We start from the raw sequence: 25,469 nt of genomic DNA, 5'->3' as shown, positions 1-25,469 counted from the left end.
TCAGCCCTCGACGGCCGCCGGGTCCATCCACACGACCTCCCAGGTGTGGCCGTCGAGGTCGTCGAAGGCCCGGCCGTACATGAAGCCGTGGTCCTGGGTCTCGCCGGAGACCGAACCGCCCGCGGCGACCGCCTTCTCCACCAGCTCGTCGACCTTCTCGCGGCTCTCCGCGCTCAGCGCGATCAGCACCTCGCTGGCCTTCGTCGGGTCCACGATCTCCTTCTTCGTGAACTGCGCGTACTTCTCCTTGGTCAGCAGCATCGCGATGATCGTGTCGCTGATCACGACCGAGGCGGCGGTCTCGTCGCTGAACTGCGCGTTGATGGTGTAGCCGAGCTCCGTGAAGAACTTCTTCGAGGCGTCGAGGTCGTTCGTCGCCAGGTTCACGAAGATCATCTGCTGGTACATGGGGGTCCTCTCCCGTCGGTGCCGCGCCGGCGTCGCGCCGGTGTCGTGCCGTTCACAGGTTGGACGGGAGGACGGCGCGGAAATCATCGGCGGTCCGGAGGAAATCTCGCGGGATGTTCTTCAGCGGGCCAGGGGCAGCGCGGCCAGGACCGCGACGAGGAGGGTCGGCGGACCGAAGAGGGCCAGCAGTGCGGCGGCCCGTAGGGCGGCGGCGACGCGCAGCGTCGTCCGGGACGCGCCCAGCCGCAGCAGGGCGCCGGTGGTGTCGGTGCGGGTGTGCTTGGCCTCGACGGCCGCGGTGAGCAGGGTGGCCACCGTGGAGCCCGCCACGACCAGGAGGCCGAGGGCGCCCAGGGGATGGGACGCCGGTCCGTCCGTGCCGTACAGGACCACCGCGGCGTAGGTCGCGCAGGCCACGGCGCAGACGATGCCCAGGGGGCGGCCGATGCGGCTCGACTCCTCCATGAGGACGCGGCCGGCGAGCAGGCGCAGGGCGCCGGGGCGGACGGCCTGGAGGAGACGGCCGCACAGGTGGGTGAGGCCGGGGCCGGCGAGGGCGAGGCCCAGGGCGGTCAGGATCCAGCCGAGGAGGACGCCGGCGGAGGGGGTGGTGTCGGGGGCGGCCGTGGTGGTGCGGGCGTAGGCCTCCACGGCGAGGCCGGCGGTGAGGACGGCGACGCCCCAGGGGAGGGTGGTGGCGTTCTGGCGGCGCGTGGTCCCCGGGGTGTGCGGCCGGCCGTCCGCCGGGGCCGGGGGGTGGGGATCGCCTGCCGGCGCGTACGGGGCGCCTCCCTCGGAGGGGGCACCCCCGGCGCCCGCCCGTCGCCGCCCCGGCTGCGTGGCCGCCCACGGGCTCGGCGGTGCGGACGTCGGCGGGGAACGCGGTGGCCGTGGCCGCGGCGGGGGAGACCGAGGCGGACGGAGGAACGGCGGCCGAGGGGGACGTGGCAGCCCTGGGGGCCCGGCGGGCGCCGAAACGGCCGTAGGCGCCGAAGGTCTCGCGGGCCGCGCCCCAGCCGTACGCGCCGAAACGGCCGTAGCCGCGGGTGCCGGTGGTGCGGGCGGGCGGCGCGTCGCGGGGGCGGAGGGACAGGGCCACCGCGGCGGACGCGGTCGCCGGGAGCAGCGTCAGGAGGGTCACGGCCGCGGGGAAGGGGAGGGGCAGACCGACGGCGAGGGAGTCGGCCGCGGCACCGTCGAAGGGCGCGGCCGTCAGGTCGCCGCGCAGGTGGAGGAAGAGGAACAGGGCCGCCAGCGAGCCGAGCGCTCCGGACAGGGCCGTGGTCGTCGCGGAGACGGCCATCAGCCGGCCGGGGCCGAGGCCGATCGCCGACAGGCCCGAGCGGGGCCGGGTGCCCGGGTCGGTGCGGGCCACGGCGACGGCGAAGTACACGGTGGCGCAGAGGGGGGCCGCGCACCAGGCGAGGCGGAGGGCTGAGGCGCCGGGCGTGCCCGGGTGGCCGATCGCGTGGCCGAGGGCGCACAGCAGCAGGAAACCCGTGCCCGCCGAGAACGCCGCGACCAGCAGGCGGCGCAGCTGGACGGCGAGCCGGGCGCGGAGGGTCAGACGGAGAGCGAGCACGCTGCCCGGCCTTCCGTCGCGGTGCCCCCGGAGGCCACGGTGGTCTCGGGCACCGGCGGCAGGTGCACGGTCCTGACCCGTCGGCCGTCCAGCAGCGAGACCGTGCGGTCCGCGAGCGCGGCGGTCTGCGCGTCGTGCGTGGCGAGGACGACGGTGATGCCGTGCGAGCGGGCCGCCGTGGTCAGCGTCCGCAGCACGTGGGAGCGGTCGGCACGGTGCAGGGGAGCCGTCGGCTCGTCGGCGAACAGGACCGAGGGGCCGACGGCGAGCGCGCGGGCGATGCAGACGCGCTGCCGTTCGGCCTGCTGGAGCTCGTGCGGGCGCCGGCGGGCCGTGCCGCCGACGTCGAGGCGCTCCAGCCACTCCAGGGCGGCCGTCTTCGCCCGGCGCCGGGCGGTGCCGCGCAGCATGAGGGGGAGGGCGGTGTTCTCCCAGACGGTGAGCTCCGGGACGAGCACGGGGGCGGGGTCGATCCAGGCGAAGCGTTCGCGGCGCAGCCGTTCGCGGCCGATCGGGCCCATGGTGTGCACCGGCACGCTGTTGAACCAGACCTCACCGTCCCGTACCCGCAGCAGTCCGGACAGACACCGCAGCAGTGTCGTCTTGCCGCTGCCGCGCGGGCCGCTGACGGCGAGGATCTCGCCCTCCCGGACGCCGAGCGAGACGCCCTGCAGCGCGGGCGAGCCGTCGTGGTGCTGGAAGTGCAGGGCGCGGGCCCAGAGCACGTCGTTGTCCGGCGGAGCCTCCATGGGCGTACACCTCGGTTCTGATCCGTTTTTCCCCGGCCGTTTCCCCCGTCCGGGGGAACGAAGGCGGGGCCGATCGGTCACGAGGCACCGTAGGCAGTCGCCGGGGCGCGGCCGGACAGCACGCGGCCCCGGACCGCCGTTTCTCACTCGAACGGGCGGTGCCGGGGCCGGTGATGATCATCCGGAAGGATGACCGGAGCTCCGTGGTGCCGGCGCCGGGCGACGGCGCCGCGGGATCAGAGCTTCGTCCACGCCTCCGTCAGCGTGGCGCGCAGGATCTGCTCGATCTCGTCGAAGGTCCCCTGGTCGGAGATCAGCGGCGGGGCGAGCTGGACGACCGGGTCGCCGCGGTCGTCGGCACGGCAGTACAGGCCGTTGTCGAAGAGCGCCTTGGAGAGGAAGCCGTAGAGGATCCGCTCGGTCTCCTCCTCGTCGAACGACTCCTTGGTGTTCTTGTCCTTGACCAGCTCGATGCCGTAGAAGAAGCCGTTGCCGCGGACGTCGCCGACGATCGGCAGGTCGAGCAGCTTCTCCAGGGTGGCGCGGAAGTTGCCCTCGTTGTCGAGGACGTGCTGGTTGAGGCCCTCGCGCTCGAACAGGTCGAGGTTGGCGAGGCCGACCGCGGCGGAGACCGGGTGGCCGCCGAAGGTGTAGCCGTGCAGGAAGGTGTTGTCGCCCTTGTAGAACGGCTCGGCCAGGCGGTCGGAGATGATGCAGGCGCCGATCGGGGAGTAGCCCGAGGTCATGCCCTTGGCACAGGTGATCATGTCCGGGACGTAGCCGAACTTGTCGCAGGCGAAGGTCGTGCCGAGGCGGCCGAAGGCGCAGATGACCTCGTCCGAGACGAGCAGCACGTCGTACCGGTCGCAGATCTCGCGCACGCGCTGGAAGTAGCCGGGCGGGGGCGGGAAGCAGCCGCCGGCGTTCTGCACGGGCTCCAGGAAGACGGCCGCGACGGTGTCCGGGCCCTCGAAGAGGATCTGCTGCTCGATCTGGTCGGCGGCCCAGCGGCCGAAGGCCTCGGGGTCGTCGCCGAAGAGCGGGGCGCGGTAGATGTTGGTGTTCGGCACCTTGTGCGCGCCGGGCACGAGCGGCTCGAAGGGGGCCTTCAGGCCGGGCAGGCCGGTGATGGACAGGGCGCCCTGCGGGGTGCCGTGGTAGGCGACCGCACGGGATATGACCTTGTACTTGGTGGGCTTGCCGATCAGCTTGAAGTACTGCTTGGCCAGCTTCCAGGCGGTCTCGACCGCCTCGCCGCCGCCCGTGGTGAAGAAGACCTTGTTGAGGTCGCCGGGGGCCTCGTGCGCCAGGCGCTCGGCCAGCTCGACGGCCTTCGGGTGGGCGTAGGACCACACCGGGAAGAAGGCGAGCTCCTGCGCCTGCTTCATGGCGGTCTCGGCCAGCTCCTGGCGGCCGTGTCCGGCCTGGACCACGAACAGGCCCGCGAGACCGTCGAGGTAGCGCTTGCCCTTGTCGTCGTAGATGTGGGTGCCCTCACCGCGGACGATGGTGGGGACGGGGGCGTTCTCGTACGACGACATGCGGGTGAAGTGCATCCACAGGTGGTCGTAGGCGGTCCTGCTGAGGTCCTGGGGGCTGTCGGTGCTCACGATTATCGGGTTCCCCACATATAGGTCTGCTTCTTGAGCTTGAGGTAGACGAAGCTCTCGGTGGAGCGCACTCCGGGGACGGCCCGGATGCGTCGGTTGATGACCTCGAGGAGGTGGTCGTCGTCCTCGCAGACGACCTCCACCATCAGGTCGAAGGAGCCCGCGGTCATCACCACGTACTCGCACTCGGACATGGCCGCCAGCGCGTCGGCGACGGACTCCACGTCGCCCTCGACGTTGACGCCGACCATCGCCTGCCGGCGGAAGCCCACGGTGAGCGGGTCCGTGACGGCGACGATCTGCATCACGCCCTGGTCGAGCAGCTTCTGGACGCGCTGGCGCACGGCCGCCTCCGACAGGCCGACGGCCTTGCCGATCGCGGCGTACGGCCGACGGCCGTCCTCCTGGAGCTGTTCGATGATGGCGAGGGAGACGGCGTCCAACTGGGGACCGCCGTTCCGGGACTCGCGGGAGTCCTTCGGGTCTGCGCTTCGACTGGCCACGACTTCACTGTGCACGACGTATCGACAGTTTTGCAAGGCGGGATCGATGAAATTCGTTGTTTAGGTGGTTGGAGTCTGCGGATTTCGCAACCCGGGGGTGAGTGGGGGTGTTGAAAACGTCGGGTCTCCGTCTAGGGTGGGTGTCTCAGTGCTTGGACACCGAGAGATCCGATCGACACCCGAACCTGGAGGGCCGGCAGTGAGCACCGAGCTGCGTCGTCTGCGCAACTACATCGACGGTGAGTTCCGGGACGCCGCCGACGGACGGACCACCGAGGTGGTCAACCCCGCGACGGGCGAGGCCTACGCGACCGCCCCCCTGTCCGGGCAGGCGGACGTCGACGCCGCCATGGCGGCCGCCGCGGCGGCCTTCCCGGCCTGGCGCGACACGACGCCGGCCGAGCGGCAGAAGGCCCTCCTCAAGATCGCGGACGCGTTCGAGGAGCGGGCCGAGGAACTGATCGCGGCGGAGGTGGAGAACACGGGCAAGCCCGTCGGGCTGACCCGCTCCGAGGAGATCCCGCCGATGGTCGACCAGATCCGCTTCTTCGCGGGCGCGGCCCGGATGCTGGAGGGCCGCTCGGCCGGCGAGTACATGGAGGGCCTGACCTCCATGATCCGCCGCGAGCCGATCGGCGTCTGCGCGCAGGTCGCCCCGTGGAACTACCCGATGATGATGGCCGTGTGGAAGTTCGCCCCGGCGCTCGCCGCGGGCAACACGGTCGTCCTGAAGCCCTCGGACACGACCCCCGCATCCACGGTCCTGATGGCCGAGATCATCGGCTCGATCGTGCCCAAGGGCGTCTTCAACGTCGTCTGCGGCGACCGCGACACCGGCCGCCTGATGGTCGAGCACGAGACCCCGGCGATGGCCTCCATCACCGGCTCCGTGCGGGCCGGCATGTCCGTCGCCGAGTCCGCCTCCAAGGACCTCAAGCGGGTCCACCTGGAGCTGGGCGGCAAGGCGCCGGTCGTGGTCTTCGAGGACAGCGACATCCCCAAGGCCGTCGAGGGCATCTCGGAGGCGGGCTACTTCAACGCCGGCCAGGACTGCACCGCCGCCACCCGCGTGCTGGTCCACGAGTCGATCCACGACGAGTTCGTGAGCGCGCTCGCGAAGGCCGCGTCCGAGATCAAGACCGGGCAGCCGGACGACGAGGACGTCTTCTACGGCCCGCTGAACAACCCCAACCAGCTCAAGCAGGTCGCCGGGTTCATCGAGCGCCTGCCCGCCCACGCCAAGGTCGAGGCCGGCGGTAACCAGGTCGGCGACAAGGGCTACTTCTACGCCCCGACCGTCGTCTCGGGCCTCAAGCAGGACGACGAGATCATCCAGAACGAGGTCTTCGGCCCGGTCATCACCGTCCAGTCCTTCCGCGACGAGGACCAGGCCGTGGAGTGGGCCAACGGGGTCGACTACGCGCTGGCGTCCTCCGTGTGGACCAAGGACCACGGCCGCGCCATGCGGATGTCCAAGAAGCTCGACTTCGGCTGTGTGTGGATCAACACCCACATCCCGCTGGTGGCCGAGATGCCGCACGGCGGCTTCAAGAAGTCCGGCTACGGCAAGGACCTGTCGGGGTACGGCTTCGAGGACTACACGCGGATCAAGCACGTGATGACGTCGCTGGACGTGTGACCGCGGGCGGTGCGCGGACCGCACCCGGTGCACGCGGCCCCGGACGCGAGGCGTACGGCCTCCGGCCGGGGCCGCGGTGCGTGCACGTCGCCGCACGGCCCGGCGGGCGCGGACCCGGGCGGAACGCGCGAAGCGGTGGCAACGGTGCGCCGGTGTGCAGCAAGCTGACCGGGTGAGGAACGCATCGGGTGACGAAGCGGTCGGGGGCGCGGTCACGTGGGGGCTGCTGGCCGCCTGGGCCCTGCACGACCTCGAGGAGCTGGCGACCGTGCCGGGCTGGTGGCGGCGCCACCTCCCCGGCCTGCGCGAGCGGTACCCGGCCGTGCCGGAGGCCGTCTGGCGGCGGGCCGGGGCGGTGGAGGGGCGGGAGTTCGCGGCGGCGGTCGGCGCGATGGCCGCGGTCGTGGCCTCCGCGTCCGTCGCGGGACGGCTGACCGGCGGCCGCTCGGCCGCCTACCAGACCGCGCTCGACGCCTTCGGCCTGCACGGACTGGTCCACCTCGCGCAGGCGGGGCTGGTGCGCGGTTACACCCCCGGGTCGGCGACCTCGCCGCTGGTCGTGGTCCCGTTCACCCTCTGGGCCCGCGGTCGGCTGCGCCGCGCCGGCGTGCTGCGCGCCACCCGCCCGCGCGACCTCGCCGTGGCCCTGGGTTTCGCGGGGGCGGCGACGGTCGCGGCGCACGTGGTGGCGCGGCGGCTGACGGGCGGCCGAGGTGCGACCGACGGGTGACCGGCCGGCGGCCGAGGAGCGACCGGCCGACGGCTCACGGGCGACTGCCGGCCGGTGCGGACTGCTTCAGCGCCGCCACGGTGATCGCGTCGAGCACCGGGTTCCCCGCCGTACTCTTGGCGTCCGTGTCGTTGACCGAGCAGACGAGGGTGCGGGACAGGTCGCGGGTGCCGCCCATGAGCGTGCTGTAGCCGTAGCGTGAGCCCGACTTGCCCCAGAAGACCTGGTCCCCCACCTTCTTGTACTCCAGCCCCGCGCTCATGGTCGCCTCCGGGAGGCCGGCCGGGGTCGTGAACATCTCCTCCAGTTGCGGCCTGGGCACGATCTCCCCCCGGAAGAGCGAGGTGATCAGGCGTTCCAGGTCGGCCGTCGTCGAGATCATGTCGCCGGCCGCCCAGCGGTCCGCCTGGTTCCACTCGGTCACGTCGAGCAGCTCCGTCGTCCCGTCCGGCCGCTTCACCGCCTGGTAACCCCGGTTGTGCGGGCCCCGGACGCGCGGGTCGGTGCCCGGGAAGTACGTGTGCGACATGCCGGCCGGGCGCAGCACCAGGCGCGTGGCCTCGACGGCGTAGGAGTGTCCCGTCACCTTCTCGATCAGGAAGCCGAGGATCGTGTAGTTGACGTTGAGGTAGTGCTGCTGCTTGCCCGGGTCGAACTCCGGTCCCTTCGCGATCGCCGTCGCCACGTCCTCCCGCGGGGTGAGGGTGTCGAAGCGGTGCGCGTACAACTCGGCGAAGTCGTCGCCGAGTCCGTCGCCCGCCGGGATGCCGCTGGTGTGGTTGAGGAGTCGGCGCACGCTGATCGGCTTGTCGAACTCCGGCGTGAACAGGTCGGGGAGGTAGTCCTGCACCGCCGCGTCCAGGTCGACGTCGCCCCGTGCCGCGAGCCGCAGGACGGTGGCGGCCGTGACGACCTTGGTGATCGAGCCGGCCCGGAAGGCGGCGTTCGGGTGCGCCGGCCGGCCACTGGCCAGGTCGCGCACGCCCGCGCTGCCGCGCCAGGCGCCGTCGCTGCCGCCGACCCGCACGAGGGCGGCCGTGGCGTGTTCGTCCGGCACCGTGGCGAGGGCGGCGCGCAGCGCCTTCGCGTCCGGCCCGTCCGGCCGGTGCGTGGCGGTGGCGCCGGTGGCGGTGGCCGGCGCGGCGAACGCGGGGGCCGCCAGCGGCCCGGCGGTCAGCGCGAGCACCAGGGACGCGGCGAGGACGGAGGAGGTACGGACACGCATCGACGGCATCGACGACTCCAGGTTCAGTGCGGGACGGTCGTCGATCATCCTCGTCGCGCCGCCCGGCACGCCGGATCCTCGCCGAGGAGGGCCCGGACCCTGGACCGGGGATCGGGTAACTCCCTTACCGGACCCGGGAGTTGTCCGGGTTCGCCCCTACGGGCGGCGCGGTGCCCCGGTCGCGCAGCGCACACAGCACGTCGACGCGGTTGGTCGTGATCGAGTCGACGCCCAGGGCGAGCAGGCGGCGCATGGAGCGACGGGTGTCGGGCGTCCACACGGACAGCAGCAGGCCGTCGCGGTGGACGCGCTCGGCCAGCGCCCGGTCCACCAGCCCGAACCGGTAGTTGAGCCACCGCGGCCGGACCGCCGCCAGCAGGGCGGGCCGGGGCGGCGCGGCCGTCGTCCAGGTCAGCGCGATCTCGGCGGCCGGGTCGGCGGCGCGCACGGCGAGCATGGCGGCGGCGCCCGCGCAGTAGTACACGCGGTCGTCCGCGCCGCACTCGCGCACCGTGTCCACCACCCTGCGCACGGCCTGCTCCCCGGGGCCGCCCGGCAGGTCCAGCATCACGCGGCTGCCGTCGGTCGCGGTCAGTGCCTCCGCGAGCGTCGGCACCCGGCCCTCCGTCAGGTCGCCCACCTCCCGGGCCGACAGGGAGCGCAGCGGCCGGTCCCGCTCCCACAGCCGCTTCAGCGTCTCGTCGTGCAGGAGCACGGGCACGCCGTCCCGGGTGAGGCGGACGTCGACCTCCACCGCGTCCGCGCCGCGGGCCAGGGCGGAGCGCAGGGAGTCGATCGTGTTCTCGCGGAAGCGGTAGGGGTCGCCGCGGTGGGCCACGGCGGTCACCTCGTGCACGGCGGCGGGCATCAGGAGGCGAGCCAAGCGGAGGTGTAGGTGTCGATCTCGTCCCGCAGCCGGGCCTTGCCGGGCCCGTCCAGGAAGGACGCCTCGACGCCGTTCTTCGCCAGCTCGGCGAGCCCCCGCTCGTCGAGGCCGAGGAGCTGGGCGGCGACGGCGTACTCGTTGTTGAGGTCGGTGCCGAACATCGGGGGGTCGTCGGAGTTGATCGTCACCAGGACACCGGCGCGCGTGAACTCCTTGATCGGGTGCTCGTCCAGGGTGCGCACCGCGCGGGTGGCGATGTTCGAGGTCGGGCACACCTCGAGCGGGATCCGGTGCTCGGCGAGGTGCGCCAGCAGCCCGGGGTCCTGCGCGGAGCTGGTGCCGTGCCCGATGCGTTCGGCGCGCAGCTCGGTGAGCGCGTCCCACACCGTCTGCGGGCCGGTCGTCTCGCCCGCGTGCGGCACCGAGTGCAGGCCGGCGGCGATGGCCCGGTCGAAGTACGGCTTGAACTGCGGTCGGGGGACGCCGATCTCGGGCCCGCCGAGCCCGAAGGAGATCAGGCCCTCGGGGCGCACCCGGTCGTCGGTGGCGAGCCGCGTCGTCTCCTCGGCGGACTCCAGACCGGCCTCGCCGGGGATGTCGAAGCACCAGCGCAGCACGGTCCCGAACTCGGCCTCGGCCGCCTTGCGGGCGTCCTCGATCGCGTCCATGAACGCGCGCTCGTCGATGCCGCGCCGGGTGGAGGAGAAGGGGGTGATGGTCAGTTCGGCGTAGCGCACCTGCTGACGGGCCATGTCCCGGGCCACCTCGTACGTCAGCAGCCGCACGTCCTCCGGGGTGCGGATCAGGTCGACGACGGACAGGTACACGTCGATGAAGTGCGCGAAGTCCGTGAACGTGAAGTAGTCGGCCAGAGCCTCGGGGTCGGTGGGGACCTTGGAGTCGGGGTGGCGCGCGGCCAGCTCCGAGACGATGCGCGGGGAGGCGGAGCCGACGTGGTGGACGTGCAGTTCGGCCTTGGGCAGTCCGGCGATGAAGGCGTGCAGGTCGCGCGGGACGTCGGGGTCGACGAGGTGCTCGGTCAAGGGGTTCCTCCCCGGAACGGCGTCCCGGGCCGCCCTGGGGCGGGCGGGTCCCGTGGGACGCGGGTGATCGGCTGATCGGTGGTTCGGGATCATCGTAGGCCGGGGCCGTGCCCGGCGGGGACGGGCCGTAGCATGACGGGACGTTCGAACAGAGGGGATCCCGCGCATGTCCGACGAGGCGCAGCCGCCGCGAGCCGACGAGCAGGCGCCGAAGGCCGCGGGGAACGGTTCCGCGCCCCGGCCGCAGCCGCCGGGTGACGGGGAGCGGGGCGGCACCCGGGCCGCGCCGGCCGGCGGGACCGCGGACGCGGTACCCGGCGTGGACCTCGGCAAGCCCGACCACCGCGCGGGGGCCTCCGGCCGGACGACGCCCGAGGGCCGGGGCGCCGACCCGCGCCCCGGGACGGGGCCTTCCGGAGCCGATCCGTGGGCGCCGCCGGCGGACGCCGCCGCGCCCGACGGCCCCGGCGGCCCCGGCGGCACCCTCGCGTCGAACGCGCCGTCGCCGTGGTCGGCCCCGTCCGTCCACGACCAACGGACGGTCACGTCCCTGCCGGCCATGGGCACGCAGCCGCCGCCGTGGGCGACCCCCGGGGCCCCGGCCCCTGCGGACGGCACGGCGAACCCCTTCGCGCCGCCCGCAGCGGCCGCGCCGGCGAGCGGTGCGGCGAACCCCTTCGCGGCCCCGGCCCAGGCCCAGGTCCCGCCGTACGCCGGACAGGACCAGGCCGTCCCCCCGCCGCCCATCGCCCCCGACGGCCCCGGACAGGTCCCCTACGGCTATCCCGGCGGCCCCGGTCCGGGCGGTTACGCCGCGCCGCAGCCGCCCGGCTACTACGGCTGGCCCGGCATGACACCGATGCCGAGCAACGGGATGGGCACCGCCGGTCTCGTGCTGGGCATCGTCGCGGCCGCCGTCTTCTGCCTGTGGCCGCTCGCGATCGTCCTGGGCATTCTGGGCGTCGTCTTCGGCGCGCTCGGCCGCGGCAAGGCCCGCCGGGGCGAAGCCACCAACCCGGGGCAGGCCCTGGCCGGCATCATCTGCGGAACCGCCGGCATCGTGCTCGGCGTCGGCTTCGGTGCCCTGGTGATCTTCACGTAGCCGCTGAGCCGCCCCGCGGGATGCCCGCTCAGTGCTCAGTGCCCGGCGTCCCGGGCGCCGCGGCGGCCCCGGACCCACCGCGCCCGCCTCGCCGCTCCCGAACCCATCGCGCCCGCCTCACCCCCGCAGCCGCTCCCGCGCCACCATCAGTGCGAAGCCCAGCAGGTTCGCGCCCCGCCACCGCTCCGGGTCCGTCGCCGCCTCGTCGTCCGCCGTCAGGCCGATGCCCCACACCCGGTCCACCGGGCTCGCCTCCACCAGCACGCGCTCACCGGTGCCCAGCAGGAACGCCCGCAGGGCGGGGTCCGAGGAGAACTTGTGGACGCTGCCCTCGACGACGATCCGGAACCGCTCCCGCTCCCACACCGCCTCGTCGAAGCCGCGCACCAGCCGGCCCGCCTTCTTGGCCTCCGCCGGATGTGCGGCGGCCAGCACCCGCCGCTCCGCCTCCGCGTCCTCGAAGAGCCGCGCCTTGCCCGCCATCATCCAGTGCTCGGCGGTCGCGTACTCCACCCCGTCCACGGTGAAGGGCGACGGCCACCACTGGCTCAGACAGCTCGCCCCGATCCGGCCGTCCGGCAGCGGCCGGTGTCCCCAGAAGCAGAGGTACTTGATCCGCCCGCCCGCCCGGACCTCTCCGAGCAGCGCCTGCGCGCTGTCGATCGTCCTCGCCGCCCCCGTGATCCTCTCCATGCACGCGAGTCTGGCACGCGCCACTGACACTCCGTCCGTCCTTTTCGACGGTGACTCGACACCTGGTCGACAGATTCCGTCGCGTAACCAAATGGCAACAACGGAATCACTTGTTGGGGACTGGGTGCTCTGTCAGGATCGGCACTCACATCGAGCCTGAGCCACGCCGGCCCCGTTAGGGGGGACTCCCGTCGCGGGCCTTCCTGACGCGAGGACCCGTCGCGGGGACATCGAGGAGAGCCGACATGCACAACCCGGGCAACGCCATCCCGGACCGATTCCCGGCCCGGCAGCGCTTCCCGGACGGCGCGCAGTACATCGCGGGCCGCCCGGCGAAGGGCACCTCCGGCCGCACGCACACGGTCGTCGACCCGGCGACCGGCGAGGAGGTCCTGACCTACGAGCTCGCCGGCGCGGACGACGTCGACGCGGCCGTCGCCGCCGCGCGGGAGGCGTTCCCCGGCTGGTCCGGCGCCACGCCGGGCGAGCGCTCCGACGCCCTGCACCGGTTCGCCGCCGTCCTCGCCGAGCACGCCGAGGACCTCGCGCGCGCCGAGTCCCTGCAGTGCGGCAAGCCGCTGAAGCTGACCCGCGAGTTCGACGTGCCGGGCACGATCGACAACGCGGCCTTCTTCGCCGGCGCGGCCCGGCACCTCCAGGGCCAGTCGGCCGGCGAGTACTCCGGCGACCACACCTCGTACGTGCGGCGCGAGCCGATCGGCGTCGTCGGGTCGATCGCACCCTGGAACTACCCGCTCCAGATGGCCGCCTGGAAGATCCTCCCGGCGGTCGCCGCGGGCAACACCATCGTGCTCAAGCCCGCCGAGATCACCCCGCTCACCTCCCTGATGTTCGCCCGGGCGGCGACCGAGGCCGGTGTCCCCGACGGCGTGATCAACATCGTCACCGGCACCGGGCGGGAGGCCGGTGAACACCTCGTCGCCCACCCCGACGTCGCCATGACCTCCTTCACCGGCTCCACCGCCGTCGGCAGGCGCGTCGCCGAGATCGCCACCGCCACCGTCAAGCGCCTCCACCTGGAGCTCGGCGGCAAGGCGCCCTTCCTCGTCTTCGACGACGCCGACCTGGACGCCGCCGTCCACGGCGCCGTCGCGGGCGCGCTCATCAACACCGGCCAGGACTGCACGGCCGCCACGCGCGCGTACGTGCAGCGGCCCCTGTACGAGGCGTTCGTGGAGAGGACCGCCGCCCTCATGGACACCGTCCGCGTCGGCGACCCCTTCGCCCCCGGCACCGACCTCGGCCCGCTGGTCAGCCACGCGCAGCGGGACCGCGTCGCCGGCTTCGTCGACCGGGCCCGCTCCTCCGCGCGCGTGGTGTGCGGCGGCGAGGCGCCGCAGGGCGACCTGAAGGACGGCGCCTACTACCGGCCCACCCTCATCGCGGACGCCGCCCAGGACAGCGAGGTCGTCCGGTCCGAGATCTTCGGGCCGGTCCTGGTCGTCCTGCCCTTCGACAGCGACGACGAGGGCATCGGGCTGGCCAACGACACGCCGTACGGACTGGCCGCCTCCGCCTGGAGCCGGGACGTGTACCGCGCGAACCGCGCCACCCGCGAGATCAAGGCGGGCTGCGTGTGGGTCAACGACCACATCCCGATCATCAGCGAGATGCCCCACGGCGGGTACAAGGCGTCCGGCTTCGGCAAGGACATGTCCGCCTACTCCTTCGAGGAGTACACGCAGGTCAAGCACGTCATGTTCGACAATACGGCGGTGGCGGCCAAGGACTGGCACCGCACCGTCTTCGGGGACCGATAGCCGTCACGCCAGGCCGCCGACCACGGCCGACCCACCCGAAAGGGCAACCACGCGCATGGAGCAGTACGAGCCCGACCGCCCGTCCCCGGCCCGAGCGGCCGCCGTGCGGCGCAGTTTCACCAGCGGCAGGGCCGCCCTCACCCGCCGCTCACTGCTGCGCGCCTCGGCGGGCGGCGCGCTCGCGGCCGGCGGCCTCGGTCTGCTGAGCGGCTGTGGCATCCCGGCGGCCGGCAAGAGCGAGGGCGGCGTGTCCTCCGAGGACCGGTCGAAGGAGGAGAAGGAGGTCTCCTTCTCCAACTGGACCGAGTACATGGACGTTGACGACAGCGGCGACCGGCACCCGACGCTGGACGCGTTCACCCGGCGGACCGGCATCAAGGTCAGGTACACCGAGGACATCAACGACAACAGCGAGTTCTTCGGCAAGATCCAGCCGCAGCTCGCCGCGGGCCAGGAGACCGGCCGCGACCTCATCGTCCTCACCGACTGGCTGGCCGCGAGGATGATCCGCCTCGGGTGGGTCCAGAAGCTGGACCCCTCCCACCTGCCGCACGCCTTCGCCAACCTGTCCCCGCAGTTCCGCGAACCGGACTGGGATCCCGGCCGCGCCTACTCGTACCCCTGGCAGGGCATCTCGACCGTCATCGCCTACAACAAGAAGGCGCTGGACGGCATCGAGGTCACGTCGGTCTCCGACCTGCTCGACAACCCGAAGCTCAAGGGCCGCGTCGGCTTCCTCACCGAGATGCGCGACACCGTCGGCATGACGCTGCTCGACATGGGCAAGGACCCGGCCCGCTTCTCCGACGACGACTACGACGCGGCCGTCGCCCGCCTCCAGAAGGGCGTCGACAGCGGCCAGATACGCCGCTTCACCGGCAACGACTACACGTCCGACCTCACCAAGGGCGACTTCGCGGCCTGTCTGGCCTGGGCCGGTGACGTGGTCCAGCTCAAGGCGGACAGTCCGGACGTCGACTTCCTCGTCCCGGACAGCGGCTACATCACGTCCACCGACAACCTGCTGGTCCCCAACAAGGCCCGGCACAAGACCAACGCCGAGCGGCTCATCGACTACTACTACGAGCCGGGACCGGCCGCGCAGCTCGCCGCCTACATCAACTACGTCTGTCCCGTGGACGGCGTGAAGGACGAGCTCGCGAGGATCGACGAGGACGCGGCGAACAACCCGCTGATCATTCCCGACAAGGCCATGCAGGCCGGATCCCGCGCCTTCCGCTCCCTGAGCGCGAAGGAAGAGGCGGCCTACGAAGAGAAGTTCGCGAAGCTCACTGGGGCGTGACGACGATGAAGACGACAGACGCGACGGACGGCGGCGGCGACGTCCGCCTGACCGGCATCAGCAAGACCTACGGCTCCTTCACCGCCGTGCACCCGCTCGACCTGGCCGTGCCGCGGGGCTCCTTCTTCGCCCTGCTCGGCGCCTCCGGCTGCGGCAAGACCACGACCCTGCGCATGATCGCCGGCCTGGAGGAGCCCAGCACCGGCACCGTCCACCTCGGCGACCGGGACGTGACCGCGCTCCCGCCGTACAAGCGGCCGGTCAACACGGTCTTCCAGTCCTACGCCCTCTTCCCGCACCTCGACGTCTTCGAGAACGTCGCCTTCGGTCTGCGCCGGCGCGGCATCAAGGGCGTGAAGAAACAGGTCGAGGAGATGCTCGACCTCGTCCAGCTCGGCGAGCAGGCCCGCAGGAAGCCGCACCAGCTCTCCGGCGGCCAGCAGCAGCGCGTCGCGGTCGCCCGCGCCCTGATCAACCACCCCGAGGTGCTGCTGCTCGACGAACCCCTCGGCGCCCTCGACCTCAAGCTGCGCCGCCGGATGCAGCTGGAGCTCAAGCGCATCCAGACCGAGGTCGGCATCACCTTCGTGCACGTCACGCACGACCAGGAGGAGGCCATGACGATGGCCGACCAGGTCGCCGTGATGAACGCCGGCCGCGTGGAGCAACTGGGCGCCCCCGCCGACCTGTACGAGAACCCGCGCACCACCTTCGTCGCCAACTTCCTCGGCACCTCCAACCTCATCGAGGCCGAGGTCGTCTCCGCGAGCGGCGACGACCTCGTGGTGAAGGCGGCCGACGGCAGGCTGGTCCTGCCCGCCGCCCGGTGCTCCGCGCCGGCCCGGGCGGGTGGCAAGGTCCTGGTGGGCGTGCGCCCGGAGAAGATCGGCCTCACGCACGCGGACGACGCCGGCTCCGTCCCCGAGAACCGCAACCGCGTCACCGGCAGGATCAGCAGCACCAGCTTCATCGGCGTCTCCACGCAGTACGTGGTCGACTGCGCGGCCTGCCCCGAGTTCGCGGTGTACGTCCAGAACGTCGACCGCGACGCCCGGCTCGCCCCCGGCGCCGACGTCGTCCTGCACTGGAACCCGGCGCACACCTTCGGCCTGGACGCCTCCCAGTCCGTGCTCGCGGGGACGACGGGCGACGCCGGTGCGGCCGAGGGCGAGGCCGCCTGATGTCCACCCTCACCGAGGCGCCGCCGCCGCTCGCCCCGGCCGCGCCGGAGAAGAAGCCCCCGCGCAGGCGGGGCCGCCTCACGCCGTACTGGCTGCTGCTCCCCGGCATCCTGTGGCTGGTCGTCTTCTTCGCCGCGCCGATGGTCTACCAGGCCTCCACGTCCGTGCAGACGGGCTCGCTGGAGGAGGGCTACGAGGTCACCTGGCACTTCGCCGCGTACTGGGACGCCCTGTCCGAGTACTGGCCGCAGTTCCTGCGCTCGGTCGCCTACGCCGCCTCCGCGACCGTGCTGTGCCTGCTGCTCGGCTACCCGCTCGCCTACCTGATCGCGTTCCGGGCGGGCCGCTGGCGCAACCTGATCATGATCCTGGTGATCGCCCCGTTCTTCACCAGCTTCCTGATCCGCACCCTGGCCTGGAAGACGATCCTCGCGGACGGCGGCCCGGTGGTCGGCGCCCTGAACACGCTGCACGTCCTGGACGTGACCGGCTGGCTGGGCTGGACCTCCGGGGACCGCGTGCTGGCCACGCCGCTCGCGGTGGTGTGCGGCCTGACGTACAACTTCCTGCCGTTCATGATCCTTCCGCTGTACACGTCCCTCGAACGGATCGACGGCCGGCTGCACGAGGCGGCCGGCGACCTGTACGCGAAGCCCTCCACGGTCTTCCGCAAGGTCACCTTCCCGCTGTCGATGCCGGGCGTGGTCTCCGGCACGCTGCTGACCTTCATCCCGGCGACCGGCGACTACGTCAACGCCTCCCTGCTGGGCTCGGCCGACACCGGAATGATCGGCAACGTGATCCAGTCCCAGTTCCTGCGGGTGCTGGACTACCCGACGGCCGCGGCACTGTCCTTCATCCTCATGGCCGCGATTCTCGCCATGGTCACCGTCTACATCCGCAAGTCCGGCACGGAGGATCTGGTCTGAATGGCCTTCGTCACCTGGTTCAAGCGCAATCTGGTCGTGATCGCCGGACTGCTGACGCTCGCTTACCTCCTGCTGCCCAACGTCATCGTCACGGTGTTCTCGTTCAACAAGCCGAACGGGCGCTTCAACTACGCGTGGCGGCAGTTCTCCACGGACGCCTGGAAGGATCCGTGCGGGGTCGCCGGGCTGTGCGGCTCGCTGTCCCTGAGCCTCCGGATCGCCCTGTGGGCGACGCTCGGCGCCACCGCGCTGGGCACGGCGATCGCCTTCGCGCTGGTCCGCTACCGCTTCCGGGCGCGGGGCGCGATCAACTCGCTGATCTTCCTGCCGATGGCGATGCCCGAGGTCGTGATGGCCGCGTCCCTGCTCACCCTGTTCCTCAACATGGGTGCCCGGCTGGGCTTCTGGACGATCCTCATCGCCCACGTCATGTTCTGCCTCAGCTTCGTCGTCACGGCCGTCAAGGCGCGCGTGATGTCGATGGACCCGCGGCTGGAGCAGGCCGCGCAGGACCTGTACGCCGGTCCCTTCCAGACCTTCGTCCGGGTCACGCTGCCCATCGCCGCACCCGGGATCGCCGCCGGCGCGCTGCTCGCCTTCGCGCTCTCCTTCGACGATTTCATCATCACCAACTTCAACGCGGGTTCCACCGTCACCTTCCCCATGTTCGTCTGGGGATCGGCCCAGCGCGGAACGCCCGTGCAGATCAACGTCGTCGGTACGGCCATGTTCGTCGTCGCCGTGCTGTTCGTCCTCGTCTCCATGGTCATCGGCAACCGCCGGAACCGCCGCAAGGCACACGACGCACCAGTGCATTCGTAGGGAGTTGAGATCATGGCCCCGAGCGCCATGAGCCGCAGCAACGAGTGGACGAAATCCCTTTCCGACGCCCAGCCGGTCCCGTACTGGCTGGACGACCCCGGCCGCCCCCGCCCCGAGCCCGCCCTCACCGGCCCCGAGACCTGCGATCTGCTGGTCGTCGGCGGCGGCTACAGCGGACTGTGGACCGCGCTGCTCGCCAAGGAGCGCGACCCGCGGCGGGACGTGGTGCTGCTGGAGGGCCGCGAGGTGGGCTGGGCCGCCTCCGGCCGCAACGGCGGCTTCTGCGCGGCCTCCCTCACCCACGGCCTGTCCAACGGGCTCAGCCGCTGGCCCGGCGAGATCCACCGGCTGGAGGAGCTGGGCGCCCGCAACCTCGACGCGATCGAGGCCGCGGTGGACCGGTACTCCCTCGACTGCGACTTCGAACGCACCGGCGAGATCGACGTCGCGACCGAGGAGTACCAGGCCCGCGAGCTGGCGGAGTGGTACGAGGAGATCCGGTCGAAGGGCCTCGCCGACGGCATCGAGCACCTGGACGCCGAGGCCGTACGGGAGCAGGTCGACTCGCCCACCTTCCGGGCGGGCCTGTACGACCGCCGGGGCGTGGCCCTGGTCAACCCCGCCAGGCTCGCCTGGGGCCTCAAGCGCGCCTGCCTCGGCCTCGGCGTCCGCATCCACGAACACACCCCGGCGCTCACCCTGCGGCCCCACGGCGCCGGCATGGCGGTGCGCACCCCCTACGGCGGCGTCCGCGCCCGCACGGTCGCGCTCGGCACCAACGTCTTCCCCAACCTGGTCAGGCGGGTGCGCTCCTACACCGTCCCGGTCTACGACTACGCCCTGATGACCGAGCCGCTCACCGACGCCCAGCTCGCCTCGATCGGCTGGAGGAACCGGCAGGGCCTCGGGGACAGCGCCAACCAGTTCCACTACTTCCGGCTGTCCTCCGACAACCGGATCCTGTGGGGCGGCTACGACGCGGTCTATCCCTACGGCGGCCGGGTCCGCTCCGAGTACGACGACCGCCCGGAGACGTACGCCAAGCTCGCCGGCCACTTCTTCACCTGCTTCCCGCAGCTGGAGGGCGTCCGCTTCACGCACGCCTGGGGCGGCGCCATCGACACCTGCTCGCGCTTCTCGGCGTTCTTCGGCACCGCGCACCGGGGCAGGGTCGCCTACGCGGCCGGGTACACCGGTCTCGGTGTGGGCGCGACCCGGTTCGGTGCCGAGGTGATGCTCGACCTGCTGGCGGGAGAGCGCACCGAGCGCACCGCCCTGGAGATGGTCCGCAGCAAGCCGCTGCCGTTCCCGCCCGAGCCCTTCGCCTGGACCGGCATCGCGCTGACCAAGTGGTCGCTGGCCCGCGCGGACGCGCACGACGGCCGGCGCAACCTGTGGCTGCGGACGATGGACAGGCTGGGCCTGGGCTTCGACAGCTGACCCGGCCGGACCGGGGGCGACCCGGTTCACTCCAAGGAGTCGCGGCGACCCGCGTAATGCCCGCCCCGGGGCCTCCCTCTCCCTCGTGACGCATCCGCGTCCACGAGAGAGAGGGAGGCCTTCACATGCCTGGTGCGAAGACGGCGGTCGCGTGGCTGGTATCCGTCGCACCGGATCCGGGGTCCTGCCGACGGGAGTGGGAGCGCAACCCCCGGGGGGTCGTGCTGCTGCCCGCCGGCAAGGCCTGGGACGTGCTCTTCCTGCCGCGCCGGCTCGGCTGTCCGACCCTGGACGTGCTGTCCCGCGTCCTGGACCGGCCCGGTCCCGTGCTCGCCGGCTCCGGCGACGCCCGCACGGGCTTCCTCGTGCCGCCCGGCACCGCCGCCCGCTGGCTGGGCACCGGCATCCGGACGGCCGGGTCCGGCACCTGGATCGTGGTGCCGCACCCGGGGCGGCCGTCGGCCTGCGGCGTCCACTGGCTGATCCCGCCCGACGGGTCCGGCACCCTCACCGACCCCGCGCTCCTGGAACTGGCGATGCACGAGGCGGCGGCGGGTCTCGCGGCGGGGGAGGGGGAGCGGTGAGCCGCGCGAGGGGTTGACAAGCGAATTGGTCTGGACCAAGTTGGGCGCGCTCCACCCTCCCCATCTCCCCCATGCCCGGAGGTACTTGTGGAACGCGTACGCGCGGAACACCCCGGACCGCTCGCCCGACGGCCCCTCGTCACGCTGCTCACCGCCACGGCCCTCGCCGTGTCCGGTGCGTCCGCGCTCTCGTCGGCCGCCCGTGCGGCCGACGCGGACCTCGCGAGGAACGGCGGCTTCGAGTCCGGTCTCGACGGCTGGACCTGCACGGCGGGCACGACCGTGACCTCACCCGTGCACGGCGGCACCGCCGCCCTGCAGGCCACCCCGGCCGGCGCCGACGACGCCCGCTGCGCGCAGACGGTGGCCGTGAAGCCCGACTCCGCGTACACGCTGTCGGGCTACGTCCGCGGCACGTACGTGTACCTCGGCGCGAGCGGCACCGGCACCACGGACGCCTCCACCTGGGTCCAGTCCGCCCCCGACTGGCAGCACCTGACGACGACCTTCCGCACCGGTCCGTCCACCACGAAGGTCACGATCTACACCCACGGCTGGTACGGCACCGGCACCTACCACGCCGACGACATCTCCCTGACCGGGCCCGGCGGCGAGGTGAGCCGGCCCCCGGCGACGCCCGCCGGTCTGACGGCGGGCTCCGTCACCTCCTCCAGCGTCGCCCTGTCCTGGTCGCCCGTCCCGGGCGCGACGGGCTACGCCGTCTACCGCGACGGCGCCAGGGTCCGCACGGTCACCGGCACCTCCACCACCGTGACCGGCCTGACCCCGTCGACGGCGTACGCCTTCCAGGTCGCGGCGGTCAACGACGCCGGTGAGTCCGCGCGGTCCGCCACGGTCACCGCCACCACCGCCGAGGGCCAGGACGGCGGCGGGTCCGGCCTGCCGGCCCACGCCCTGGTCGGCTACCTCCACGCGAGCTTCGCCAACGGCTCCGGCTACACCCGCATGGCCGACGTGCCCGACAGCTGGGACGTCATCGACCTGGCCTTCGGCGAGCCCACCTCGGTCACCTCCGGCGACATCCGCTTCACGCGCTGCCCGGTCACCGAATGCCCGAACGTGGAGAGCGACGCCGAGTTCAAGGCGGCGATCAGGGCCAAACAGGCGGCCGGCAAGAAGGTGCTGATCTCCATCGGCGGCCAGAACGGCCAGGTGCAGCTGTCGACGACCGCGGCCCGCGACATGTTCGTCTCGTCCGTCTCGAAGATCATCGACGAGTACGGACTCGACGGCCTCGACATCGACTTCGAGGGCCACTCCCTGTCGCTGAACGCCGACGACACGGACTTCAGGAACCCGAAGACCCCGGTGATCGTCAACCTGATCTCGGCCCTGAAGACCCTGAAGGCCACCTACGGCGACGACTTCGTGCTGACCATGGCCCCGGAGACCTTCTTCGTGCAGAACGGCTACCAGTTCTACGGCACCGGCAAGTGGGGCGGCCAGGACCCGCGCTGCGGCGCCTACCTGCCGGTCATCCACGCCCTGCGCGACGACCTGACCCTGCTGCACGTCCAGGACTACAACTCGGGCCCGGTCATGGGCCTCGACGACCGGTACCACTCCATGGGCGGCGCCGACTTCCACATCGCCATGACCGACATGCTGCTCACCGGCTTCCCGGTCGCCGGCGACGCGAACAACGTCTTCCCGCCCCTGCGCCCCGACCAGGTCGCCATCGGCATGCCCGCTTCCACCGGCGCGGGCAACGGCCACGTCTCCCCGGCCGAGGTCACCAAGGCCCTGAACTGCCTGACCAGGAAGACCGACTGCGGCACGTACACCACCCACGGCACCTGGCCCGGGCTGCGCGGCCTGATGGCCTGGTCGATCAACTGGGACCGGTACGCGAACGGGGAGTTCCGGAAGAACTTCGACGCGTACTTCGGCTGAGCAGCAGCGACACACCCGTCAGCAGGACCGCCCCCAGGCACCAACTGGCCACCACGTCCAACGGCCAGTGGTAGCCCCGGCGGACCAGCCCGTAGGAGACGCCGAGGACGAGGACGGCGCAGAGCACGACGAGCAGGCGGCGGACGGCCGGCGCGCGCAGCAGCCGCAGGAGCAGCAGCGTCGCCGCGCCGTACGCGACGAGCGCGGTGGCGGTGTGGCCGGAGGGGTAGTAGCCGACCGCCGGCGGCACCGCCGGGGTGCCGGGGCGGTCGGTCCACTCCTTCAACGGGACCACCAGCGCGGGCACCAGGACCATCGCCGCGGCCCCGACGAGGGGCGGCAGCCACCAGCGGTCCACACCTCTGACGCGCCCGAGCCACGCGACACCGGCCAGCGCGAGGGCGAGGACGGGCACCGCCACCTGCACGTCGCCGAGGTCGGCCAGCAGCTCGGAGAACCGGTCCGGGTGGACGAGCGCCCGGCTCACCCACTCGTCCAGCCCCACCAGCGGCCCGTCGGCGACGACCTGCCAGGTGATCAGAGCGAAGAGCAGCGCGGGAACGGCGAGCAGCCCGGACGGGCCGCGGAACGGGCGAGACGAGGAGACCGGCATGCTCCCAGCCTGACAGGCCCCCGGATCACGTACGCCCCCTGCCCATGAAGAGCATGCGGATGCCACGCGAGCGTGTGCGCGAGGAGACCTCCGCCCGGCAGGCGCCGGCCGACTGCGAGCGGAACCTGCACCCGGCCCGTCCGCGCACCCGGGAGGCCCGCGCCCTGCTCGGCCGCATCACCGGAGACGGATGAGGGGACACGCGCGTGTGGACGCACCGAAGGGCCGGCGCAAGGGGGGGGAGTGTGCCGGCCCTTCGGTGAACCACCGTCCCGGGTGCCGAGGCGGCGTCCTGACCGGAACGTCGCGCGCCCCGGGGGGTTTGGGGCGAGCGACCGTCCGATCGGTGAGGAGACCCGGAACCCGCGGGTTCCGGTTGTGTGCGCGAAGCACGACCAGGTCGAAGCTGGGGAGGCCCCGGCCTGGGCTTCCGCCCACGGTTCCCCGTGGGCGGGGTGTATCTCTCATCTGCGTAGAACCTACGACAGGGGGTGGGCCCAGGACAGGGGCATCGGCGTCCTGACATCCACCCCGCACACGTTCTTCACACGCTCTGCGGGTCGCCGGGCCGGCCGTGCGAACCACAGCTCGGACGCTCGCGCACGTGCACGAGCGTCCGGGTCCGCGCGGGGCTCCGCTCAGATGCGGGCGAAGCCCTGCTCGATGATGTCGAGGCCCTCGTTCAGCAGGTCCTCGCCGATGACGAGCGGCGGCAGGAAGCGCAGCACGTTGCCGTAGGTGCCACAGGTCAGGACCAGCAGGCCCTCGGCGTGGCAGGCCTTGGCGAGCGCGGCCGTGGCCTCCGGGTTCGGCTCCTTGGTGGCGCGGTCCTTGACCAGCTCGATGGCGATCATGGCGCCGCGGCCCCGGACGTCGCCGATGATGTCGAACTTCTCGGCCATGGCGGTCAGGCGCGTCTTCATGACGGACTCGATGTTCTTCGCCTTGGCGTTGAGGTCGAGCTCCTTCATCGTCTCGATGGCGCCGAGCGCACCGGCGCAGGCCACCGGGTTGCCGCCGTAGGTGCCGCCGAGGCCGCCGGCGTGGGCGGAGTCCATGATCTCGGCGCGGCCGGTGACGGCGGCCAGCGGCAGACCGCCGGCGATGCCCTTGGCCGTCGTGATCAGGTCCGGGACGATGCCCTCGTCCTCGCAGGCGAACCACTGGCCGGTGCGGCAGAAGCCGGACTGGATCTCGTCGGCGACGAAGACGATGCCGTTGTCGTTGGCGAACTTCACGAGCGCCGGCAGGAAGCCCTTGGCCGGCTCGATGAAGCCGCCCTCGCCGAGGACCGGCTCGATGATGATCGCGGCCACGTTCTCGGCGCCGACCTGCTTGGTGATCTGGTCGATGGCCTGCGCGGCGGCCTCCGGGCCCGCGTTCTCCGGGCCGGTCGGCCAGCGGTAGCCGTAGGCGACCGGCACGCGGTACACCTCGGGCGCGAAGGGACCGAAGCCGTGCTTGTACGGCATGTTCTTCGCGGTCAGCGCCATGGTGAGGTTGGTACGGCCGTGGTAGCCGTGGTCGAAGACGACGACGGCCTGGCGCTTGGTGTACGCACGCGCGATCTTGACGGCGTTCTCGACGGCCTCGGCGCCGCTGTTGAACAGGGCCGACTTCTTGGCGTGGTCGCCCGGGGTCAGCTCGGCCAGCGCCTCGGCGACGGCGACGTAGCCCTCGTACGGCGTGACCATGAAACAGGTGTGGGTGAAGTCGGCGAGCTGCGCGGAGGCCTTGCGCACCACGGCCTCGGCGGAGGCGCCGACGGAGGTCACGGCGATGCCGGAGCCGAAGTCGATCAGGCTGTTGCCGTCCACGTCCTCGATGACGCCGCCGCCGGCGCGCGTGACGAAGACCGGCAGCGTGGAGCCCACGCCCTGCGCGACCGCGGCGGTCCGGCGGGCCTGCAGCTCCTGCGACTTCGGGCCGGGAATGGCGGTGACGACGCGGCGCTCCTGCGGAAGTGCGGTCATGGGGGCTCCTGTGGATCTTTTCGGACGCTTGCCTTCTTTTCTCGCAGGCTAGGACCGGGAACGGGGGGCGGGCATGCTCCATGTGGGCGTTGTCCGCGCCGCCGGTTGTCCGCGGTGGACAGGTGACGGGTGCGGGGACACGGGGACACGTCGGCGCGGGCCCGGCCGCGTAAGCGGTGAACTCGCCCTGTCGGGGCGTTAGATTGGCTCGCTGACGGTGGACGGAGCGGCTGGTCAGGGGGCAGGGCGATGGACAGCGACGGGATGCGGGACACGCGGGGTGCGCACGCGAATCCTGTGCCGCGTCCGGCGGGGCCGCCCGAGGTGCCCGCGGTGCCGCCGCGGCCCGCGCGGGAGCCCGGGACGCCCGGGGCACCGACCGTGCCCCCGATGCCGGACGGATCGGCGTTCCTGACCTGGCTGCGCACCCCGCGCCCCGAGGCGCTGCCCGGCGTGTGGCGCTTCGGGCACCGGCCCAGGCCGCAGGAGGAACCCGAGCGGATCCCGGCCCGGCAACTGCTGAGCGGGGCGCTGATCGCCTTCCTCGTCGGCTGGCTGATCTGGTCCCTGCTGTGGAACGGCTACCTCGGCGGCTGGTGGCTGCTGCCCCTCTACGCGATGATCCCGGACTCCTGGGCCGAGCCCCACAGCTTCGGCGCGGTCGTGGCCGTCTACGCCTACTACGTCCTGGTCGCCGCGGTCATCATGGTCGGCGTCGGCCGGCTCGGCCGCTGGAGCGAGATCTGGCGCCGCTACGGC

23 protein-coding genes and 1 pseudogene are annotated in these 25,469 nt (G+C 72.4%); 13 read left to right on the top strand and 11 right to left on the bottom strand.

Annotated features, from left to right (window positions below; translation table 11 throughout):
• The 5 genes from JHAT_RS16105 to JHAT_RS16085 form a co-directional block, all read right to left on the bottom strand.
• Window positions 1-408, bottom strand: a complete 408-nt coding sequence (locus JHAT_RS16105; RefSeq protein ID WP_077798872.1) for a VOC family protein — start codon at window positions 406-408, stop codon at window positions 1-3.
• Between the two features lie 120 nt (window positions 409-528).
• On the bottom strand, window positions 529-1,059 hold the full coding sequence (locus tag JHAT_RS35955; RefSeq protein ID WP_375603566.1) for a hypothetical protein: 531 nt from the start codon (window positions 1,057-1,059) through the stop codon (window positions 529-531).
• Window positions 1,060-1,971: 912 nt separating this feature from the next.
• A complete protein-coding gene (locus tag JHAT_RS16095) occupies window positions 1,972-2,739 on the bottom strand; it encodes an ABC transporter ATP-binding protein (protein ID WP_077798871.1) in 768 nt (255 codons plus the stop codon).
• Between the two features lie 236 nt (window positions 2,740-2,975).
• On the bottom strand, window positions 2,976-4,349 hold the full coding sequence (locus JHAT_RS16090; RefSeq protein ID WP_077798870.1) for an aspartate aminotransferase family protein: 1,374 nt from the start codon (window positions 4,347-4,349) through the stop codon (window positions 2,976-2,978).
• Window positions 4,350-4,351: 2 nt separating this feature from the next.
• On the bottom strand, window positions 4,352-4,867 hold the full coding sequence (locus JHAT_RS16085; protein ID WP_107481940.1) for an Lrp/AsnC family transcriptional regulator: 516 nt from the start codon (window positions 4,865-4,867) through the stop codon (window positions 4,352-4,354).
• A gap of 184 nt (window positions 4,868-5,051) precedes the next feature.
• On the opposite strand from JHAT_RS16085, the gene JHAT_RS16080 reads away from it, so the two are divergent.
• The gene (locus JHAT_RS16080; protein ID WP_077798868.1) at window positions 5,052-6,491 is read left to right on the top strand and encodes a gamma-aminobutyraldehyde dehydrogenase; all 1,440 of its coding nucleotides are present in this window, start codon (window positions 5,052-5,054) and stop codon (window positions 6,489-6,491) included.
• A 172-nt stretch (window positions 6,492-6,663) separates the two neighbouring features.
• A complete protein-coding gene (locus tag JHAT_RS16075) occupies window positions 6,664-7,221 on the top strand; it encodes an HXXEE domain-containing protein (RefSeq protein WP_077798867.1) in 558 nt (185 codons plus the stop codon).
• Between the two features lie 34 nt (window positions 7,222-7,255).
• Here JHAT_RS16075 and JHAT_RS16070 read toward each other — a convergent pair whose 3' ends face one another.
• The 3 genes from JHAT_RS16070 to JHAT_RS16060 all read right to left on the bottom strand — a co-directional run bounded on the left by JHAT_RS16070 (window position 7,256) and on the right by JHAT_RS16060 (window position 10,375).
• Window positions 7,256-8,446 (bottom strand): serine hydrolase, encoded by a 1,191-nt coding sequence (locus JHAT_RS16070; RefSeq protein WP_077798936.1) that lies wholly within the window; start codon window positions 8,444-8,446, stop codon window positions 7,256-7,258.
• A gap of 124 nt (window positions 8,447-8,570) precedes the next feature.
• On the bottom strand, window positions 8,571-9,314 hold the full coding sequence (locus tag JHAT_RS16065) for a glycerophosphodiester phosphodiesterase (protein WP_077798866.1): 744 nt from the start codon (window positions 9,312-9,314) through the stop codon (window positions 8,571-8,573).
• On the bottom strand, window positions 9,314-10,375 hold the full coding sequence (locus tag JHAT_RS16060; protein ID WP_077798865.1) for an adenosine deaminase: 1,062 nt from the start codon (window positions 10,373-10,375) through the stop codon (window positions 9,314-9,316). Before JHAT_RS16060 ends, JHAT_RS16065 begins: the two co-directional genes overlap by 1 nt.
• Before the next feature lie 166 nt (window positions 10,376-10,541).
• Between JHAT_RS16060 and JHAT_RS35305 the strand changes: the two genes are divergently transcribed.
• Entirely contained in the window at window positions 10,542-11,477 is a 936-nt protein-coding gene (locus JHAT_RS35305) for a hypothetical protein (RefSeq protein WP_253195507.1), read from the top strand.
• 117 nt (window positions 11,478-11,594) lie between these two features.
• Here JHAT_RS35305 and JHAT_RS16050 read toward each other — a convergent pair whose 3' ends face one another.
• The gene (locus tag JHAT_RS16050; RefSeq protein ID WP_171990917.1) at window positions 11,595-12,170 is read right to left on the bottom strand and encodes an NADAR family protein; all 576 of its coding nucleotides are present in this window, start codon (window positions 12,168-12,170) and stop codon (window positions 11,595-11,597) included.
• 245 nt (window positions 12,171-12,415) lie between these two features.
• Between JHAT_RS16050 and JHAT_RS16045 the strand changes: the two genes are divergently transcribed.
• From JHAT_RS16045 to JHAT_RS16010, 8 genes are all read left to right on the top strand, one after another.
• The gene (locus JHAT_RS16045; RefSeq protein ID WP_077798863.1) at window positions 12,416-13,951 is read left to right on the top strand and encodes a gamma-aminobutyraldehyde dehydrogenase; all 1,536 of its coding nucleotides are present in this window, start codon (window positions 12,416-12,418) and stop codon (window positions 13,949-13,951) included.
• 55 nt (window positions 13,952-14,006) lie between these two features.
• The gene (locus JHAT_RS16040) at window positions 14,007-15,254 is read left to right on the top strand and encodes a spermidine/putrescine ABC transporter substrate-binding protein (protein ID WP_077798862.1); all 1,248 of its coding nucleotides are present in this window, start codon (window positions 14,007-14,009) and stop codon (window positions 15,252-15,254) included.
• A gap of 5 nt (window positions 15,255-15,259) precedes the next feature.
• Complete coding sequence (locus tag JHAT_RS16035) at window positions 15,260-16,435, top strand: ABC transporter ATP-binding protein (protein ID WP_107481941.1); 1,176 nt, start codon at window positions 15,260-15,262, stop codon at window positions 16,433-16,435.
• Complete coding sequence (locus JHAT_RS16030) at window positions 16,435-17,364, top strand: ABC transporter permease (protein WP_077798860.1); 930 nt, start codon at window positions 16,435-16,437, stop codon at window positions 17,362-17,364. The genes JHAT_RS16035 and JHAT_RS16030 overlap by 1 nt, the downstream gene beginning before the upstream one ends.
• Entirely contained in the window at window positions 17,365-18,186 is an 822-nt protein-coding gene (locus tag JHAT_RS16025; RefSeq protein WP_077798859.1) for an ABC transporter permease, read from the top strand.
• 12 nt (window positions 18,187-18,198) lie between these two features.
• Entirely contained in the window at window positions 18,199-19,626 is a 1,428-nt protein-coding gene (locus JHAT_RS16020; RefSeq protein WP_077798858.1) for an FAD-binding oxidoreductase, read from the top strand.
• 125 nt (window positions 19,627-19,751) lie between these two features.
• On the top strand, window positions 19,752-20,210 hold the full coding sequence (locus JHAT_RS16015; protein ID WP_077798857.1) for a hypothetical protein: 459 nt from the start codon (window positions 19,752-19,754) through the stop codon (window positions 20,208-20,210).
• Window positions 20,211-20,297: 87 nt separating this feature from the next.
• Entirely contained in the window at window positions 20,298-22,124 is a 1,827-nt protein-coding gene (locus JHAT_RS16010; RefSeq protein WP_077798856.1) for a chitinase, read from the top strand.
• Here JHAT_RS16010 and JHAT_RS16005 read toward each other — a convergent pair.
• Window positions 22,063-22,737: a phosphatase PAP2 family protein gene (locus tag JHAT_RS16005; protein WP_077798855.1), complete on the bottom strand. Its 675-nt coding sequence runs from the start codon at window positions 22,735-22,737 to the stop codon at window positions 22,063-22,065. The two genes, JHAT_RS16010 and JHAT_RS16005, sit on opposite strands and share 62 nt — an antisense overlap.
• A gap of 59 nt (window positions 22,738-22,796) precedes the next feature.
• Between JHAT_RS16005 and JHAT_RS35740 the strand changes: the two genes are divergently transcribed.
• Window positions 22,797-22,931 (top strand): hypothetical protein, encoded by a 135-nt coding sequence (locus tag JHAT_RS35740; protein ID WP_290439806.1) that lies wholly within the window; start codon window positions 22,797-22,799, stop codon window positions 22,929-22,931.
• A gap of 444 nt (window positions 22,932-23,375) precedes the next feature.
• Here JHAT_RS35740 and gabT read toward each other — a convergent pair whose 3' ends face one another.
• Entirely contained in the window at window positions 23,376-24,710 is a 1,335-nt protein-coding gene (gabT, locus tag JHAT_RS16000) for a 4-aminobutyrate--2-oxoglutarate transaminase (protein WP_077798854.1), read from the bottom strand.
• 249 nt (window positions 24,711-24,959) lie between these two features.
• Between gabT and JHAT_RS15995 the strand changes: the two are divergent.
• Window positions 24,960-25,469 (top strand): annotated as a pseudogene (locus JHAT_RS15995) (ATP-binding protein); the annotation flags it as partial.

It is taken from the genome of Streptomyces sp. JHA26, assembly GCF_002005565.1.
Lineage (GTDB): Bacteria > Actinomycetota > Actinomycetes > Streptomycetales > Streptomycetaceae > Streptomyces.
Note: the sequence above shows the minus strand (reverse complement) of the source record. Positions and strands in the feature narration are given on the sequence as shown.

Excerpts from the sequence above, each read along its gene's own strand:
- JHAT_RS16105 (WP_077798872.1), bottom strand. The coding sequence starts at position 408 with ATGTACCAGCAGATGATCTTCGTGAACCTGGCGACGAACGACCTCGAC.
- JHAT_RS16095 (WP_077798871.1), bottom strand. The coding sequence starts at position 2,739 with ATGGAGGCTCCGCCGGACAACGACGTGCTCTGGGCCCGCGCCCTGCAC.
- JHAT_RS16070 (WP_077798936.1), bottom strand. The coding sequence starts at position 8,446 with ATGCGTGTCCGTACCTCCTCCGTCCTCGCCGCGTCCCTGGTGCTCGCG.
- JHAT_RS16065 (WP_077798866.1), bottom strand. The coding sequence starts at position 9,314 with ATGCCCGCCGCCGTGCACGAGGTGACCGCCGTGGCCCACCGCGGCGAC.
- JHAT_RS35305 (WP_253195507.1), top strand. The coding sequence starts at position 10,542 with ATGTCCGACGAGGCGCAGCCGCCGCGAGCCGACGAGCAGGCGCCGAAG.
- JHAT_RS16050 (WP_171990917.1), bottom strand. The coding sequence starts at position 12,170 with ATGGAGAGGATCACGGGGGCGGCGAGGACGATCGACAGCGCGCAGGCG.
- JHAT_RS16045 (WP_077798863.1), top strand. The coding sequence starts at position 12,416 with ATGCACAACCCGGGCAACGCCATCCCGGACCGATTCCCGGCCCGGCAG.
- JHAT_RS16040 (WP_077798862.1), top strand. The coding sequence starts at position 14,007 with ATGGAGCAGTACGAGCCCGACCGCCCGTCCCCGGCCCGAGCGGCCGCC.
- JHAT_RS16035 (WP_107481941.1), top strand. The coding sequence starts at position 15,260 with ATGAAGACGACAGACGCGACGGACGGCGGCGGCGACGTCCGCCTGACC.
- JHAT_RS16030 (WP_077798860.1), top strand. The coding sequence starts at position 16,435 with ATGTCCACCCTCACCGAGGCGCCGCCGCCGCTCGCCCCGGCCGCGCCG.
- JHAT_RS16025 (WP_077798859.1), top strand. The coding sequence starts at position 17,365 with ATGGCCTTCGTCACCTGGTTCAAGCGCAATCTGGTCGTGATCGCCGGA.
- JHAT_RS16020 (WP_077798858.1), top strand. The coding sequence starts at position 18,199 with ATGGCCCCGAGCGCCATGAGCCGCAGCAACGAGTGGACGAAATCCCTT.
- JHAT_RS16015 (WP_077798857.1), top strand. The coding sequence starts at position 19,752 with ATGCCTGGTGCGAAGACGGCGGTCGCGTGGCTGGTATCCGTCGCACCG.
- JHAT_RS16005 (WP_077798855.1), bottom strand. The coding sequence starts at position 22,737 with ATGCCGGTCTCCTCGTCTCGCCCGTTCCGCGGCCCGTCCGGGCTGCTC.
- JHAT_RS35740 (WP_290439806.1), top strand. The coding sequence starts at position 22,797 with ATGCCACGCGAGCGTGTGCGCGAGGAGACCTCCGCCCGGCAGGCGCCG.
- gabT (WP_077798854.1), bottom strand. The coding sequence starts at position 24,710 with ATGACCGCACTTCCGCAGGAGCGCCGCGTCGTCACCGCCATTCCCGGC.